Raw genomic sequence first — 15,549 nt, forward strand, 5'->3', positions numbered from 1 at the left:
CGCGTCGATGCCCCACCGTCTCCGCCCGGCGCACGTGCACCTCCCCATCTTCGAGAAAGGCCGCCGATGCCGAGCCCGCACCCACACGAACCACTCGGACTTTCCGAACGGGAACGTCCCTCCGCGACCAAGCTCTCCGGTCCCCTCCTGGCTCCGCGGGATCTGGTTCCGCACTTGCGCGATCTGGCCCGCGTCCTGCGAGAACAAGGGGACGAGCACGCTCCGGCCCCTCACACACGGCGGGCTTGAAGGGTGCGAAAGGGTCGGCTCCCACCCCGTCCACCGGGTGGGAACCGACCACTGGGCACCGGCCCCCGCCCTCGGGCGGGAACCGGCGGTTCGGGGGTCAATCGAACAGGGCGCCGCCGAACTCCTCGGCTTCGGCCACAGCGTGGGCTCGGGTACCGCCCACGCGACGCGGCCGGGCACGACGGATCGGGTGCTCGCCGTGACCGTCCCGAGGGGCCGGAACCGCCACGGCGGGGCGGCCACCGGTGACACTATCGACCCGGATGGCACCGAACCCCTGAGCGGTGTACTTACCGATCCCGGTGAGTTCGAGCAGCTCCAACAGGGTGGCGAAGGTATCGACGGAACGACGCGCGCCGACCGCCGGGCCCAGGCGCAGTCCGCCCAGCCAACCCAGCACGTTGCGCTTCTCGGCGTGGTGGTGCTCGGTCAGGCGCACTTCTTCCCCGGCCAGCGGGGAGCGGCGCAGTTGTGACAGGTCGAGCAGGGCGCGTTCCAGCCAGGGGGTGGCCAGGGAGGGTGGGGCGAAGCGGGCCACCGCGCCCACCGCGCCGCTACCGCCGACGATCCCACCGCCGGAACGGTGGACCGCGCCGAAGAGCCGTCGGGGGTTGGGCCAGATGTGGGGGACGCGTTCACCGGTGGTGTCGCGGGTGGTGGTCACCACGGGGGTCATGGCGCGGATCTCGGCCGCACGGGCCGGGAAGCGACCGTACCCCTCGGTGAGCATCTCGGCGTAGGTGAGATCGAAGGTGCGGGTGACCGACAGTGGCTCCAGCAGGTGGTCGCCGATGCGTTGGGGGACGCCGACCAGTTCGGCCGGGTCCAGGGGCGCGGGACGCTCGTCGTCCAACCAGGTGAGGGTCCAGTGGTGCAGACGGTTCCCCAAGGGCAGGGGCCAACCGTTCATCGCCCAACGTTTGGCCGCGATGTGTTCACGGTCGGACTGGGGCCACCAGTGGTTGAGCAACCCGTGACAGTCCTCCGGACGGATCGGACGCGCCGTATCGGCTCGATCCTTGAGGATCACGGTCCACCGTCTGGGCACCGCCCCCACCCCTTTCCTCATGCGCTCGGTTCACCGGGAACTCCTCTCGGACAGTGCCCGGACTCACTTGTCGACCATCACCTCGGCAGACCACAATGAGCGGGCCCGTACCGATCCACCAGCCGAAGCGGAGGGGACATGCCCCGCCTGAGCCACACCCTGGACCTGGACGCGTTGAAGCGCGAGGACATCGCCGGCTCGATCGACGGCGTGCATCGGGTGTTGCGCGAAGCCCGGTTCGACTCCGAGGGACACCTGTTGGTCCCCGACGAGGCCGAACGGGAGCGGCTGGAGCGGCGCGCCGAGGAACTCGGGGTGCTCCACAGGGGCGAGAGTGCCGAGGCCGGACCGCAGGACATGGAGCACTCGCTACGGCTGCTCTCCGGCGAACACCTGGCCCCCGGTGCCCACTACCTGTTCAGCGTCCTGGACGAGAAGGGCGAGCCGGACTTCTCCGAGGAGGTCGAGGGGTGGATGGGCACCGACCTGACCATCACCTCCTGGGATCCGGAGGGCCGGTGCGCGGTCGACTTCGCCATGCGCGAGGACCCCGCGGTCACCGGTTTCGAGGACTCGGTGACGAGCGGCACCGTGGTGCACGACCGGGCCGCCCAAGCCCTGTCCATCCACGCCCGGATGAGGTTCCCCGCACCGATGAGCATGGTCGGTGAGAACTCCTCCCTGCTCCGGGTGGAAGTGGACGTCCACGTCGACCTGGCCGGCTGGTACGCGGCGCTTTCGGGCGTGGAGGGGGCGGCCCCCGTACGGTTCGAGGTCGGGCATCCGTTCGTGCGCGCCGTCGGTGAGGCGCTGCCCTCGCCCGAACCGGGCGGGCGATGGTCGGTGACCGGTTCCCTACAGGTGCGCGGCCGCGGCCCGGCCCGACCGCTGGTGGCGGTCGCGGCCTGGGCGATGCTGCGGTCGATGCGCCGCTCCGAGGAGATGTCGGTGGAGCGGTGGGTGACCGAGGTGGAACGGTCCTGGACGGACACGGCCCGGGGTCTGCCCGCCCTACCGGAACTGTTGGGCGAGGTCGCCGAGGCGATGTCCTTGGCCGTCAGTCGCGTTCGGCGCCCCATCCGGTGAGGGAGCGCACCCGTAGTTCGGTGAAGCGGGCGCTGTTGCGTTCGCAGGAGAGCAGGCTGCCGATGACGGCGCAGGCGAACCCGATGGGAACGGCGACCAGGGCCGGATTCTCCAGGGGGAAGTACTGGATGTCGATCCGGGTCGGCAGCATCGACAGGTTCTCCCCGGTGACCGGATCGGTCTTGCCCGACATCACCGGGGAGAACAGCATCAGCAGCAGGGTGGCCGACAGCCCTCCGTAGACGCCCCACTCCACGCCGTTGGTGTTGAAGCGGCGCCAGAACATGGTGAGGACGATGACGGGCAGGTTGGCCGCGGCGGCGATCGCGAAGGCCAACCCCACGAGGAACGCCACGTTCTGTTCCTGGGCCTGGACGGCCAGGACTATGGACACCCCACCGATCAGGCAGGCGGAGAAGCGGGCCACGCTCACCTCCTGGGACTCGCGCGGTCGTCCCCACATGAGGATGTGACCGAACAGGTCGTGCGCGATGGAGGACGAGGAGGCCAGCGTGAGGCTGGCGATGACCGCGAGGATGGTGGCCAGGGCGACCGCGGAGATGAGCGCGAGCAACACGGCGGCGCCCACCGGACCGGCGGTGAGCCGGCCCAGTTCCTCGGCCAGCATCGGCACCGCGGAGTTGCCCGAGGGGTCCAGGGCCATGATGCGTTCCGAACCCACCAGGGCGGCGGCGCCGAACCCCAAGGCCAGGGTCATCAGGTAGAACACGCCGACCATCACGATGGTGCGGTTGACCGAGGCACGCGCCGAGCGACCATCGGGCACCGTGTAGAAGCGGATGAGGATGTGCGGCAGCGCGACGGTGCCCAGGACCAGGGCCAACCCCAGGCTGATCAGGTCGATCTTGTTGAAGAAGGTCTGCGCGGACTCACCGGGCACCTCCACCCCGAAGCCGAGTCCGGGTTCGAGGAAGGCCTGCCCGTGACCGCTCGCGTCGGCCGCGCCGGAGAGCAGGGCGCGCGGGTCGAAGGAGAACACGGCCAGCACCATGACGGTGAGCAGTCCGGTGGCCGTCAGCAGCACGACCGCCTTGATGATCTGCAACCAGGTGGCGGCCTTCATCCCGCCGTACATGACGTAGACGATCATCAGCACGCCCACCAGGACGATCGCGCCGGTGCGGGCCTGGCCGGCGCTCATCCCGAGGAAGGTTCCGCCGCCGTGCAGACCGAGCAGGACCGAGACCAGGGCTCCGGCCCCGACCATCTGGGCCACCAGGTAGAAAACGCACACCGTGACGGTGGAGATCGTACAGGCCAGGCGAACGCGCATCCTGCGCATACGGAAGGCGGGCAGGTCGGCCATGGTGAAGCGGCCGGTGTTGCGCATCAACTGGGCCATGGGCAGGACCAGCAGCCAGGCGACCAGGAAGCCGATGGAGTACAGGAAGCCGTCGTACCCCTGCAACGAGATCATCCCGGCGATGCCCAGGAAGGACGCCGCCGACAGGTAGTCCCCGGTGAGGGCGAGTCCGTTCTGTGTACTGGAGAAACCGCGGCCGCCGGCGTAGAAGTCGACGGCGCCCTTGGTGGTGCTGCGGGCCCGAATGGTGATGGCCAGGGTGGTGAGGACGAACACGGCGCACAGGCCGATGGTCCAGGCGTGGGCGACGCCGAACTCTCCGCCGAGGACGCTGCCCAGGTCGTTGGTGTGGTCGAGCGGGCTCATCAGTCCATCACCCGTCCGTCGATCCGGCCCTCGTCCCGTGCGTGGTCGCGGATCTCCTCGGCCAGCGGATCGATGGCGTGGGCGGAGTTTCGGCTGAACGCCCAGGCCAGAACGAAGGTGAGCAGGAACTGTCCGATTCCCAGGACCAGGGCGACGTTGATCGAATCGAAGATCTGCACACGCATGAAATCGCGCGCGTAGGCCGAAAGGAACAGATAGGCCATGTAACCACCGAGGAAGGTGGTCACCAGGAGTGCGAATTGCAGGGCGAATCGTCGCCGCAGTTTCACGAAACGCGGATCGGCGGAGACGCGTTCACAAGTGTGCGCCACGTCGGCCTCGGCGCGGGCGCGGGCCCTCGCGGACCTGCCTCCGGGCCGGTCACCCCCGCCCTCGGACTCCGTACGCCTTCTGGACGTGCCTTCCATGTACTCGACCACGACTCGTCCCCCAACGATATCTGCGCGGTTTTCCGGGCGCCGTTCCCCCACGACGTGTCCCCTTCTGGAACGTTTCGGCCATCGTCGCGTGGATCCACACGATTCGCCGTACACCGTTCCGATCGGGCATCACCCTAACGATCAGTGGACCGCCGTGTTCCCCAAATACACAAATCGGTTGACACGAATAGCGCGAGACGGATCACGGCCCGGAGGGCGGCACGGGGAGAAGCAGGTCACACGGGACGCACGGACCTCCACGCGGCGCGGAGACCCCTCCGTCTTCGCTAGGCTTCGGGGCGACCCCGAACCCATGACGGCGAACCGGATCAATCCCGGTCTCGTCGTTCGTACATGTGTATGATCGAGGGGTCCACACTGTTCATGCGAAACCGAAGGGAAATCCCCGCCGTGGTCACCGAGGTCTTCACGCGCAAGTACTGCGATCCCCACGCCGTTCGCGAGGAGAAGGTCGAGGCGACTGAGGTCATCCAGTTCGCCTGGGAAGGCGCCGTCCGCGAGGTCGACGCCTGCGAGGAGTGCTTCAAGGAGCACGAGACCCGCTTCGAACCACTGGTCGACTACTCCCGTCCGGTGAAGAAGCGTCGCGCCGCCAAGAAGGCCGCCCCCGCTTCGGACGACAAGCGCGAGACCGAGGGCGTCGACACCGACGCCGAGTAGCACGCCACACCCCGCAGCGTAACGGGGGCCGGTGGGCGCCTAAGCGGTGCGCACCGGCCCCCGGCCGCGTTCAGGGACGTCCCGCGATGAGCGCGCCGTCCTTCCACACCGCCGCCACCTGGGGCACCCCGGGACGGTAGGCCAGGTACAGGTGGTTGGGCGCCTCCAACAGGGTGAGGTCGGCGCGAGCTCCGGGGGCCAGGTGCCCGACGTCCGTGCGGCGCAGGGCCATCGCCCCGCCCATGGTCGCCGCCCACACCGCCTCGTCCGGAGTCATCCCCATGTCCCGGACCGCCACCGCGACGCAGAACGCCAGACTCGACGTGAAGCACGAACCCGGGTTGCAGTCGCTGGCCAGCGCCACCAGGGCTCCGGCGTCGATCAGCGCGCGAGCGTTGGGATAGGGCTGACGGGTGGAGAAGTCCACGCCGGGCAGCAGGGTCGCCACGGTGGCTTCGGGGCGGCGGGCGGCCTGGGCCAGCGCATCCACGTCCTCGGCGCTCAGATAGGTGCAGTGGTCGACCGACGCGGCACCCAGTTCCACGGCCAGGCGCACCCCCGGCCCCTCCCCCAGCTGGTTGCCGTGCACCCGGGGCAGCAACCCCCGTTCCATCCCGGCGGTGAGCACTCGGCGGGAGGCCGCCTCGTCGAAGGCCCCACGTTCACAGAACACGTCCACCCAACGGGCGTACGGGGCACAGGCGTCCAGCATGGGGCCGGTGACCAGGTCGACGTAGCCCTCCGGGTCGTCGGCGTACTCGGGGGCGACCACATGCGCACCCAGGAAGGTGACCTCGTCGGTGACGCGAGCGGCCACCTCCAGGCAGCGACGTTCGTCCTCGACGGTCAGCCCGTACCCGGACTTGACCTCCAGGGTGGTGGTGCCCTGGGCAGCGGCCTCACGCACCAGACGACGAGCGCCGGCCAGGAGTTCGGTATCGGATGCGGCACGGGTGGCGGCGACCGTGGTGCGAATGCCGCCCGCCGAGTACGGGGTGCCGCTCATCCGGGCGGCGAACTCACGACTGCGGTCCCCGGCGAAGACGACGTGGGAGTGGCTGTCCACGAACCCGGGGACGACACAGCGACCGTCGGCGTCGATTCGCACGTCGGCGGCCGGGGCCGAGGCGCTCGGACCGGCCCAGACGACTCGTTCGCCCTCGATGACCAGGGCGGCGTCGCAGACCTCGCCGAGCCGGCCCCTGCCCAGGGCGGGATCGTTGGTGACCAGGGTGGCGATGCCGTCGACCAGGACGGTGCCGGGGACGTCGATGCTCACAAAAGCTCCTTGATCGCGGAGTCGAGTTCGCGGGCGGTGTCGGGCAGTCGGGCATGGACGCCGTCGCGGACGGTCCAGGTGCCGTCCACCATCACGTGGCGCACGTCGGCGGCGGTGGCCGCGAAGACCACGGCGTCGGCGGCCCTGGCCGGGTCGGTCCCGGCCAGGCGTACACCGTCCAGGGCGACGTTGACCAGGTCGGCCCGGGCCCCTGGGATCAGCGTGCCCGCGTCGTCCCAGCCCAGACCGGTATGCCCGTCGACGGTGGTGGCGCGCAGCAACGCCCCGGCGTCCAGGGTTCCGCGCCGGTGGGTACGCAGGCGTTCGTGCAGCTCCACGGACCGCGCCTCCTCGAACAGGTCCGTTCGGGCGTGCTGGTCGCTACCCAGACTCAGCGGGACCGGTTCCGGCCCGGCGACGAGGTCGCCGGTGCGCGGCAACCCGTCGGCGAGGTCGCGTTCGGTGGTGGGACACAGGCACACCGCCGAACCGTGCGCCCTGACGGTGGCGACGTCCTCGTCCGTCAGGTGGGTGGCGTGCACCAGGGTCGTGCGCCCGGTGAGCGCACCGGCCTCCGCCAGCAGCCGGGTGGGGGTGAGCCCGTACGCGGCCAGGCACGCGGTGTTCTCGGCGGGCTGTTCGGAGACATGGACGTGCAGGGGCAGTTCCCCACCGGTGGCGAAGCGCGCCACCTCGGGCAGGTCCGACGATGCGAGGGCCCGCACCGAATGGGCGGCCACCCCCACTCGCGCGTGCTCCCCTTCGGGGGCGAAATCGGCCACGCGTTCGCCCCAGGCCTGGACGGTGCCGTCGCCGAAGCGCAGTTGGGGGCCGAAGAGCGATAGGTGCCGACCGTCGTCCCCCAACCCCCCGGCCAGGTAGCACACGTCGAGCAGGGTGATCCGCACCCCGGCCTCGGCGGCGGCCGCGACCAGGGCGTGCCCCATGGCGTTGGGATCGGCGTAACGACGGCCTCCGGGCCCGTGGTGCAGGTAGTGGAACTCGCCCACGCACACCACCCCGGCCAGGGCCATCTCGGCGAAGGCCGCCCGGGCCAGTCGGTGGTAGGAATCGGGGTCCAGACGTTCGGCGGCCCGGTACATCACCTCGCGCCAGGTCCAGAAGGAGCCGCCGCCGGAGTGGGTACGTCCGCGCAGCGCCCGGTGGAAGGCGTGCGAATGGGCGTTGGCCAGGCCCGGCAGGGTGAGCCCGCTCAGGTGTTCGGCGCCGACGGGACGTTCGACACCGGAGGTCACCGAGGTCAACCGACCGGCATCGACCGTCAGGAGCACCCCGGGCTCGGGGTCACGGCCGCCGAGCCACGCCCACTCGCACCACAGTCGTCGCGGGCTCACACGGACCTCACCGGTTCGGTGAGCAGGTCGGCGAGGACGTCGGCCAAGGCCGTGACCCCGGCGTGGCAGTCCTTCGGGTCGGCCCACTCCATGGGCGAGTGGGACACCCCGGTGGGGTTGCGCACGTACATCATGGCGGTCGGCACGTGCGCGGACAGCACACCGGCGTCGTGCCCGGCACCGGTGGGCAGGAGCGGCACCGGACCCGCCGACTCGGGGACCCGGTCGGCCACCGTGGCGGCCAGGCGATCGCGCAGGGCGTGGGAGAACTCCACCAGGGGCGTGGTGGACTCCACCGCCACGGCCAGGGCGACCCCGTGGTCGTGGGCCGCCCTCCGCGCGGCCTCACGCACCTCCTCCACCACCACGGACAGGGTGGCCTGGTCGGCCGCCCGCGCGTCCAACCAGGCGCTGACCAACGAAGGGATGGCATTGGTGCCGTTGGGGTTGACGTGGGTCTTGGCGACGGTGGCGCGCGCGTCATGGCTCCGGGCCGATGCCCGCGCGGCCAGGATCGTGTGGGCCAGCGGCAACATGGGATCGGACCGGTCGACCAGGCGGGTGGTGCCCGCGTGGTCGGCGCGACCGGTGAAGTCCAGGCGCCACCGCCCATGCGGCCAGATCGAACCGGCCACCCCCACGGGATGGGCGGTGTCGGCCAGGGCCCGGCCCTGTTCCACGTGGAGTTCGACGAAGACGTCGAACCCGCCGATGAGGTCGGGGTCGGGCCCCATCCCGTCCGGGTCCAGCCCGGCGGCGGCCATGGCGTCGGCCCAGGTGATGCCGGAGGCGTCGGTCAGGGCACGGGCCCGGCCCGGGTCGATCTCCCCGGTGGCCAGGCGACTGCCCAGACAGGGCACCCCGAACCGGCCACCCTCCTCCTCCACGAACACACCGATCGCCAGCGGACGGCTCGGTGTGAAACCACGTGAACGCAACTCGTCGACGGCGGCCAGGGCGGTGACCACCCCGAGCGGACCGTCGAAGGCCCCGCCGTCGGGAACCGAGTCCAGGTGGGAACCGGTGGCCACGGCGCCCGGGCCGGGCGCTCCCCACCAGGCCCACAGGTTGCCGTTGCGATCGGTGCGCACGTCCAGACCGCGTGCGACGGCCGACTCGGTGAACCACGCGCGGGCGTCGCCGTCGGCACCCGCCCAGGTGTACCGGTGGTAACCGCCACCGTCATCGGAACGTCCGATGGGGGCCGACTCGGCCCAGAGCCGATCGAAGCTCACTCGCCCTCCTTCATCGGCACGCGGATGCCGTGGGTCCGGGCGACCCGCTCGGCCTCCTCATAACCGGCGTCGACATGGCGGACCACTCCCATGGCGGGATCGTTGGTGAGCACTCGCTGGAGCTTGGCCGCGGCCGAATCGGTGCCGTCGGCGACACTGACCTGCCCGGCGTGGATGGAGCGGCCCATGCCCACGCCCCCACCGTGGTGGATGGACACCCAGGAGGCACCGGAGGCGGTGTTGACCATGGCGTTGAGCAGCGGCCAGTCGGCGATGGCGTCCGAACCGTCCTTCATGCCCTCTGTCTCCCGGTAGGGCGAGGCCACCGAACCGGTGTCCAAGTGGTCGCGGCCGATGGCCAACGGCGCGGAGATCTCACCGGAGGCGACGAGTTCGTTGAAGCGCCGACCGGCGGCGGCCCGCTCACCCTGACCCAACCAGCAGATACGCGCGGGCAGCCCCTGGAAGGCGACCCTCTCCCCGGCCATCCGGATCCATCGGGCCAGGTGCTCGTTTTCGGGGAACAGGTCGAGGATCGCCTGGTCGGTGCGGGCGATGTCCGCGGGGTCACCGGACAGGGCGGCCCAGCGGAAGGGACCCTTGCCCTCGCAGAACAGCGGCCGAATGTAGGCGGGCACGAAGCCGGGGAAGTCGAAGGCGCGGGAGAAGCCGCCCTGTCTGGCCTCGTCGCGGATGGAGTTGCCGTAGTCGAACACCTCGGCGCCGGCGTCCATGAAACCCACCATCGCCGCCACGTGCGCGGCCATGGACTCACGGGCGCGCACGGTGAACTCCTCGGGTTTGTCCGCGGCCAGACGTTTCCAGTCCTCGAAGGGCACGCCCGCCGGCAGGTAGGCGAGCGGGTCGTGCGCGGAGGTCTGGTCGGTGACGATGTCGATCGGTGCGCCACGGGAGAGCAGTTCGGGGAAGACCTCGGCGGCGTTGCCCAGGACGCCGATGGACAGCGGACGACGCTCCACCCGGGCGCGCTCGGCCAGTTCGAGGGCCTCGTCGAGGTTCTCGGCGCGCACGTCCAGGTAGCGGTGTCGGATCCGACGATCGATGCGGCTGCCGTCACACTCGACCACGATCGCCACGCCGCCGTTCATGGTGACGGCCAACGGCTGGGCGCCGCCCATCCCGCCGAGTCCGGCGGTGAGGGTGACGGTGCCCGCCAGCGTGCCACCGCCGTGCTCACTCGAACCCAGCTTGGCGGCCACCGCGGCGAAGGTCTCGTAGGTGCCCTGCAGGATGCCCTGGGTACCGATGTAGATCCACGAACCGGCGGTCATCTGCCCGTACATGGTCAGTCCTTCGGCCTCCAGACGGCGGAACTCGGGCCAGTTCGCCCAGTCGCCCACCAGGTTGCCGTTGGCCAACAGCACGCGCGGCGCCCACTCGTGGGTGCGCATGATGCCGACCGGCCGCCCGGACTGCACCAACAGGGTCTCGTCGCCCTCCAGGTCGCGCAGGGACGCGGTGATGCGATCGAAGCTGCGCCAGTCGCGCGCGGCCCGACCGGTGCCGCCGTAGACCACGAGGTCCTCGGGGTGCTCGGCGACCTCGGGGTCGAGGTTGTTGTGGAACATGCGCAGGGCGGCCTCCTGCTGCCAGCCCTTGGCCGACAGGGTGGTTCCGCGGGCCGCGCGTACGGTGCGTGGTGTGCTCATGACGGATCTCCTAGGGGGTTCAGGCGAGCGGTGTGACGGACTCGGCGGCCTCGACCACGGAACCGTCGGCGACCAGCTCCGCCACGGCGGCGATCTCGGGCGCCAGGTAGCGGTCGGGTCCGGGGCCTGCGACCTTCTCGCGCACCAGGTTCCGCACGGCGCCGGTGGCCGGTGCCGGTTCCAGGGGCGAACGCAGGTCCAGGGCGCGGGCGGCGGTGAGCAGCTCCACGGCCAGCACGTTGGTGAGCCCGTCCACGGCGCGGCGCAGCTTGCGGGCGGCCGCCCACCCCATGGACACGTGGTCCTCCTGCATGGCCGAGCTGGGGATGGAGTCGACACTGGCGGGCACGGCCAGGCGCTTGAGTTCGGAGACGATGGCGGCCTGGGTGTACTGGGCGATCATGTGGCCCGAGTCGACGCCGGGGTCATCGGCCAGGAACGCGGGCAGCCCGTGGGAGCGGGAGACGTCGAGCATGCGGTCGGTGCGGCGTTCGGCGATGGAGGCCACGTCGGCCACCGCCACCGCCAGGAAGTCCAATACGTAGGCGACGGGAGCGCCGTGGAAGTTGCCGTTGGACTCCACTCGACCGTCGTCGAGCACGACGGGGTTGTCGATGACGCTGTCCAGTTCACGACCGGCCACCATCAGGGCGTGGGAAAGGGTGTCGCGGGCGGCGCCGGCCACCTGGGGCGCACAGCGCAACGAGTAGGCGTCCTGGACCCGGTTGCAGTCGGGGCCTCGGTGGGAGGCCACCACCGGGGAGTCGGCGAGCAGGGCGCGCAGGTTGCCGGCCGAGGCGGCCTGCCCGGGGTGGGGTCGCAGCGCCTGGAGTTCGGCGGCGAAGACCCGGTCGGTGCCCAGTAGGGCCTCCACGCTCATGGCCGCGGTGACGTCGGCGACCTTGAGCAACCGTTCCAGGTCCACGCAGGCCATGACGAGCATGCCCAGCATGCCGTCCGTACCGTTGATCAGGGCCAGCCCCTCCTTGGCGCCCAGCTCCACGGGGGCGATCCCGGCATCCGTCAGGGCCTCGTCGGCCTCCTTCAGCTCACCGGAGGCGTCACGGACCTTGCCCTCCCCCATCAGCGCGAGCGCCACGTGGGACAGCGGCGCCAGGTCACCCGAACAGCCCAGGCTGCCGTACTCGTGCACCACGGGGGTGATCTTGGCGTTGAGCAGACCGGCGAGGGTGTCGACCGTGACCGGCTGGACACCCGTGTTGCCCGAGGCCAGGGTGCGCAGCCGCAGCAACATCAGGGCGCGCACGACCTCGCTCTCCACTTCCGGGCCGGCACCCGCGGCGTGCGAGCGGATCAGCGAACGTTGCAGGCGGGCCCGCAGTTCGGGGGCGATGTGACGGGTGGCGAGGGCACCGAACCCGGTGCTGACCCCGTAGGCGGGAACCTCACCGCGGGCCAGGGAGTCGACCCGCTCTCGGCCGTGCCGGACGGCCTTGCGGGTCTCCTCACCGAGAAAGACGTGGGCGCCGTCGCGAGCGACGGCCAGGACCTGGGCCGGGGTGAGCGGGGCGCCACCGACGGCGACCGAAGAGACTGCTGTGGACATGCCCCCATTCGACCCCGCCCGCCGCCCGGCCGGAAGCGCTGACACGTGAGTTCCGTCCGAAATCCCGGACACCCGGGACTGACGTCAGCGGATCACACGCACCTCGCATTCGATCCTCGGTAACGAACAGGAGGGCTCGCGCGGGCGCCCACCACACACTGTTCGGCGTCATGATGGCGCCACATGTTCCTGTGGGACGATCGGGGCATGAGCCATGTTCCAGCGGCCACGCGGGCGTTGCGTCTCCTGCGGTTCCTGGCCTCGCGCCCGGGCCCGGTGTCGGCCACCGCGATCGCGAACGGGCTCGGGCTGCCCCGGTCCAGCGTCTACCAGCTGTTGGAGGCCATGGCCGAGGAGGGGTTCGTGACCCACCTGCCCGAGGAACGCCGGTGGGGGTTGGGGGTCGCGGCGTTCGAGATCGGCTCCGCCTACCTGCGCCACGACGGCGTCGAACGGCTGGCCCGCCCCCTGCTGCACCAACTCACCGAGTCCACCGGAGCCACCGCCCACCTGGGGGTCCTGCACGGGGCCGACACCCTGTACCTGCTCAAGGAACAGCCACCGCACGCGCCCACGCTGATCACCGGGGTGGGCGTGCGGCTTCCCGCCCACCTGACGGCGTCGGGTCGGGCGATGCTGGCCCGACTGCCACGGGCCCAGGTGCGTGCCCTGTACCCGAACGCGGCGGCCTTCACCGATCGCACCGGCCGCGGGCCGCGCTCCCCCGGCGATCTGCGCACACTACTGGCCGAGGAGGGCGGGCAGGGCTGGTCGTTGGAGGACGGCCAGGTCACGGAGGGATTCGTGTCGGTGGCCGCTTCCGCCTCGGACCACAACGGACGCCCCGCGGCGGCGATCAGTCTGACCGTGCCCAGCGCCCGACCGGTGACGCCGGGCGCGCTCGCGGCGCGGGTGCGCGACGCCGCCGACGAGCTCACCCGTCGACTCAACGGTCGGTCAGCGTAGTGGCGCGCTGCGTTCGACGATGGCGGGCAGCGGGGCGGTCCGTTCGAACATGCGCAGGATCTGTTCCTTTTGTTCGTGGGGCACCTGCACGTAGAACTGCGTGGCCGCGTCGGGGTCGGCCTCCAGGTCGAGACTTTCGGCGCTCTCGGCCCAGCTCGGCAGTTCGGGTTCGGTGCGGTGGGTGTCCAACGCGAACTCGATGAAGTACAGGATCCTGCGTCCGCCGGTGTGCACCTCACGGATGCGGTGGATCTCCGGCCAGGCGATGAAGGTGCCCTCCCCGGAGAACCACCACTTGCGTTCCTGTAGGACCGTGACGCCGTCGCTGTCGGCGCTGATGCCCTGACGGGTGATGCGCTGGGGCAGCCCTCGCACGAGGAACACGTTGCCGCCCGGGCCGATGAAGAACATCATGAGCGCCGCGAAGGCCCACAGGGACACCGAACCGACCGTGCTGTCCTCCTTGGCCACGTGCCAGATCATCGAACCCACCACCACGAGGAAGCCCAGGGTGAGCGCGGCGGAGAAGTAGGCGGCGGTCATCCACATACGGGCGTTGGGCCCGCGCAGGCTGACGTAGCGGCGTAGGTGGGACACGCTCCCGGGGGCCCCGGTCAGGTCGGAGGGAAGGCCCGGTGCGTCGGAGGGGAGTTCCGAGTGTTCGGGGGAAGCCATGTCCCCATTCTTTCAAGTTCTGGGGCCGCTTTGTGCGCCGACTCACCCTAATGTGCCAGGTTTTGTGGCACGGTGTCCGATTTGGGGTGTGGATTGCGTGAAATGCCTGATGTCGGGCGGCGGCGACCGCTACAGTCCTGCCCATGAGACGCGGTACACGTGAGTACGAGACGGTCCTCGAAGTCGACGGTGAGGTCCTGGTACAGGACGGAGTGGTCTACCGAGGGTGGACGATGCTCGCCGAGGAGGGCCCCGACCGCTTCGCGCCGCTGGAACGGTGGGCCAAGGGTGTGGCCGAGAGTCTGGGTGTGCCGGTGACCTGGAGGGCCAGGGCCAAGAACGAGCCGGATGAGGGTGGGACGGCCCGACCGGGTGAAACGCCTCAGAGCCGCCTGGCGCTCTGAGCCCCGCACTTGGCGCACTGGAACTTGCGGTCGTCGCCGAGGATCCAGTCGTGGTCTCCTCCGGTGGGGCACGTGGACATCGACACCATCTCCTCAAGGCAAGGGGGCTTCGGGGGTGCGTCGGTCATCATATTTCCCACCAGACACACCGGTCTCGTGAATGAGAAAGTCATAGCGCTTCTCATGTACCTCCGCCGCCGGGAAAAGCGTCGGGGCCCGCGCGTTCGGCGCGGGCCCCGACGAAGCTCCGGAGGATCCGGGAGATCAGTTCTGGGAGGCTTTCATGTGGGCCTCCACCGCGGCACGGTCGGCGCGCAGCTTGGCGAGCGCCTCATCCAGGATGAGCTTGCCCTCCTCCTCGCTACGACGCTCCTTCACGTACGCCAGGTGCGTCTTGTACGGCTCGGTACGAGGCGGCGCGGGCGGATTGGCCTTGTCCTTGCCCGCGGGGAAACCGCAACGCGGACAATCCCACTCATCGGGGACCGCGGCCTCACTGGCGAAGCTGGGAACGACCTCGTGCAAGTTCGCACAGTAGAACGGAACCCTCACGCGCGGAGCGGCCTCGCCCCGCTCCGCCTCGCCCATCGGGCCGGCTCCGACTCGGCTGCCACGGATGGCACTGCCACTACCCACGAAAAACTCCTTCGGCGAACTCGCTCACCGGTTGACTCGGGCGAGCTTGACTGTGGACGAGGGACCGCGACCGAGCGGCGCTACATCCCCCGGTTGATCAGCAGGCCGAGAACGACGATCGTCACGATCCACACGACCCCCACACCGACGGTCATCCGGTCGAGGTTACGCTCGACCACCGAAGACCCACCGAGCGAGGACGTGACGCCACCGCCGAACATGTCGGAAAGGCCACCACCCTTGCCCTTGTGCATCAGCACGAGGAGGACCAGCAGCACACTGAGAAGCATCACGAAGATGGACAGACCGAGGATCACACGCTCACCCGTAGCTCGACCCCGCAGCGGGGGGATGGACACCTCGGCCCCCCTTTCCTCACCCATCACCTGCGACGACATGAGGGTGCCGTCCGGGAGCGGGCCATGGAAGGAGGAGAGCCGGGGACGTTTTCAGATTTTACCGCGCCCTGCGGACACGGAAGGGTCAACCGCCAGGCACGGTGAACCCCTGAGCGAAGTCTAGCCCGAACCGTGCACCTGTCGGGCACCCCATCCGTCACGCTTGGACA

General features: G+C 70.2%; 15 protein-coding genes. 4 read left to right on the plus strand and 11 right to left on the minus strand.

Translation table 11 applies throughout. The features are described from left to right. Positions 1–346: 346 nt before the first annotated feature. Positions 347–1,297, minus strand: a complete 951-nt coding sequence (gene cas6, locus NLI01S_RS16275) for a CRISPR system precrRNA processing endoribonuclease RAMP protein Cas6 (RefSeq protein WP_067605377.1) — start codon at positions 1,295–1,297, stop codon at positions 347–349. 138 nt (positions 1,298–1,435) lie between these two features. Between cas6 and NLI01S_RS16280 the strand changes: the two genes are divergently transcribed. Next, entirely contained in the window at positions 1,436–2,383 is a 948-nt protein-coding gene (locus NLI01S_RS16280) for a hypothetical protein (protein ID WP_067605295.1), read from the plus strand. Here the strand turns inward: NLI01S_RS16280 and NLI01S_RS16285 are convergent. Then, the gene (locus NLI01S_RS16285; protein ID WP_067605297.1) at positions 2,355–4,073 is read right to left on the minus strand and encodes a solute symporter family protein; all 1,719 of its coding nucleotides are present in this window, start codon (positions 4,071–4,073) and stop codon (positions 2,355–2,357) included. The genes NLI01S_RS16280 and NLI01S_RS16285 overlap by 29 nt on opposite strands. Beyond that, complete coding sequence (locus NLI01S_RS16290; protein ID WP_067605299.1) at positions 4,073–4,513, minus strand: DUF485 domain-containing protein; 441 nt, start codon at positions 4,511–4,513, stop codon at positions 4,073–4,075. Before NLI01S_RS16290 ends, NLI01S_RS16285 begins: the two co-directional genes overlap by 1 nt. A gap of 411 nt (positions 4,514–4,924) precedes the next feature. Here NLI01S_RS16290 and NLI01S_RS16295 point away from each other — a divergent pair, with 411 nt between their 5' ends. Next, positions 4,925–5,194 carry a hypothetical protein gene (locus NLI01S_RS16295; RefSeq protein WP_067605378.1) on the plus strand — a complete coding sequence of 90 codons (270 nt, stop codon included), beginning with the start codon at positions 4,925–4,927 and terminating at the stop codon, positions 5,192–5,194. Positions 5,195–5,264: 70 nt separating this feature from the next. On the opposite strand, the gene hutI is transcribed toward NLI01S_RS16295, so the two are convergent. From hutI to hutH, 5 genes are read right to left on the minus strand one after another with little or no spacing between them, the layout of a single operon-like run. Then, positions 5,265–6,467 (minus strand): imidazolonepropionase, encoded by a 1,203-nt coding sequence (hutI, locus tag NLI01S_RS16300; protein WP_067605379.1) that lies wholly within the window; start codon positions 6,465–6,467, stop codon positions 5,265–5,267. A 2-nt stretch (positions 6,468–6,469) separates the two neighbouring features. Beyond that, entirely contained in the window at positions 6,470–7,828 is a 1,359-nt protein-coding gene (locus NLI01S_RS16305; protein WP_067605301.1) for a formimidoylglutamate deiminase, read from the minus strand. Then, positions 7,825–9,063 carry an allantoate amidohydrolase gene (locus NLI01S_RS16310; RefSeq protein WP_067605303.1) on the minus strand — a complete coding sequence of 413 codons (1,239 nt, stop codon included), beginning with the start codon at positions 9,061–9,063 and terminating at the stop codon, positions 7,825–7,827. The genes NLI01S_RS16305 and NLI01S_RS16310 overlap by 4 nt, the downstream gene beginning before the upstream one ends. Beyond that, positions 9,060–10,733 carry a urocanate hydratase gene (gene hutU / locus NLI01S_RS16315; protein ID WP_067605305.1) on the minus strand — a complete coding sequence of 558 codons (1,674 nt, stop codon included), beginning with the start codon at positions 10,731–10,733 and terminating at the stop codon, positions 9,060–9,062. The genes NLI01S_RS16310 and hutU overlap by 4 nt, the downstream gene beginning before the upstream one ends. A 19-nt stretch (positions 10,734–10,752) precedes the next feature. After that, positions 10,753–12,300, minus strand: coding sequence for a histidine ammonia-lyase (hutH, locus tag NLI01S_RS16320; protein ID WP_067605307.1), 1,548 nt, complete (start codon positions 12,298–12,300; stop codon positions 10,753–10,755). A 207-nt stretch (positions 12,301–12,507) separates the two neighbouring features. Here hutH and NLI01S_RS16325 point away from each other — a divergent pair, with 207 nt between their 5' ends. Next, positions 12,508–13,266, plus strand: a complete 759-nt coding sequence (locus tag NLI01S_RS16325; protein WP_067605380.1) for an IclR family transcriptional regulator — start codon at positions 12,508–12,510, stop codon at positions 13,264–13,266. Here NLI01S_RS16325 and NLI01S_RS16330 read toward each other — a convergent pair. Beyond that, positions 13,258–13,941, minus strand: a complete 684-nt coding sequence (locus tag NLI01S_RS16330) for a hypothetical protein (RefSeq protein ID WP_067605309.1) — start codon at positions 13,939–13,941, stop codon at positions 13,258–13,260. The genes NLI01S_RS16325 and NLI01S_RS16330 overlap by 9 nt on opposite strands. Before the next feature lie 143 nt (positions 13,942–14,084). On the opposite strand from NLI01S_RS16330, the gene NLI01S_RS16335 reads away from it, so the two are divergent. After that, on the plus strand, positions 14,085–14,345 hold the full coding sequence (locus tag NLI01S_RS16335; protein WP_067605311.1) for a hypothetical protein: 261 nt from the start codon (positions 14,085–14,087) through the stop codon (positions 14,343–14,345). A gap of 264 nt (positions 14,346–14,609) precedes the next feature. Here the strand turns inward: NLI01S_RS16335 and NLI01S_RS16340 are convergent, their stop codons facing one another. Beyond that, the gene (locus tag NLI01S_RS16340) at positions 14,610–14,981 is read right to left on the minus strand and encodes an RNA polymerase-binding protein RbpA (protein WP_084392658.1); all 372 of its coding nucleotides are present in this window, start codon (positions 14,979–14,981) and stop codon (positions 14,610–14,612) included. Between the two features lie 80 nt (positions 14,982–15,061). Then, on the minus strand, positions 15,062–15,298 hold the full coding sequence (gene secG / locus NLI01S_RS16345; protein ID WP_067605382.1) for a preprotein translocase subunit SecG: 237 nt from the start codon (positions 15,296–15,298) through the stop codon (positions 15,062–15,064). Between the last annotated feature and the right edge of the window lie 251 nt (positions 15,299–15,549).

The sequence above is a fragment of the Nocardiopsis listeri NBRC 13360 genome (assembly GCF_001570765.1).
Taxonomy (GTDB): domain Bacteria; phylum Actinomycetota; class Actinomycetes; order Streptosporangiales; family Streptosporangiaceae; genus Nocardiopsis; species Nocardiopsis listeri.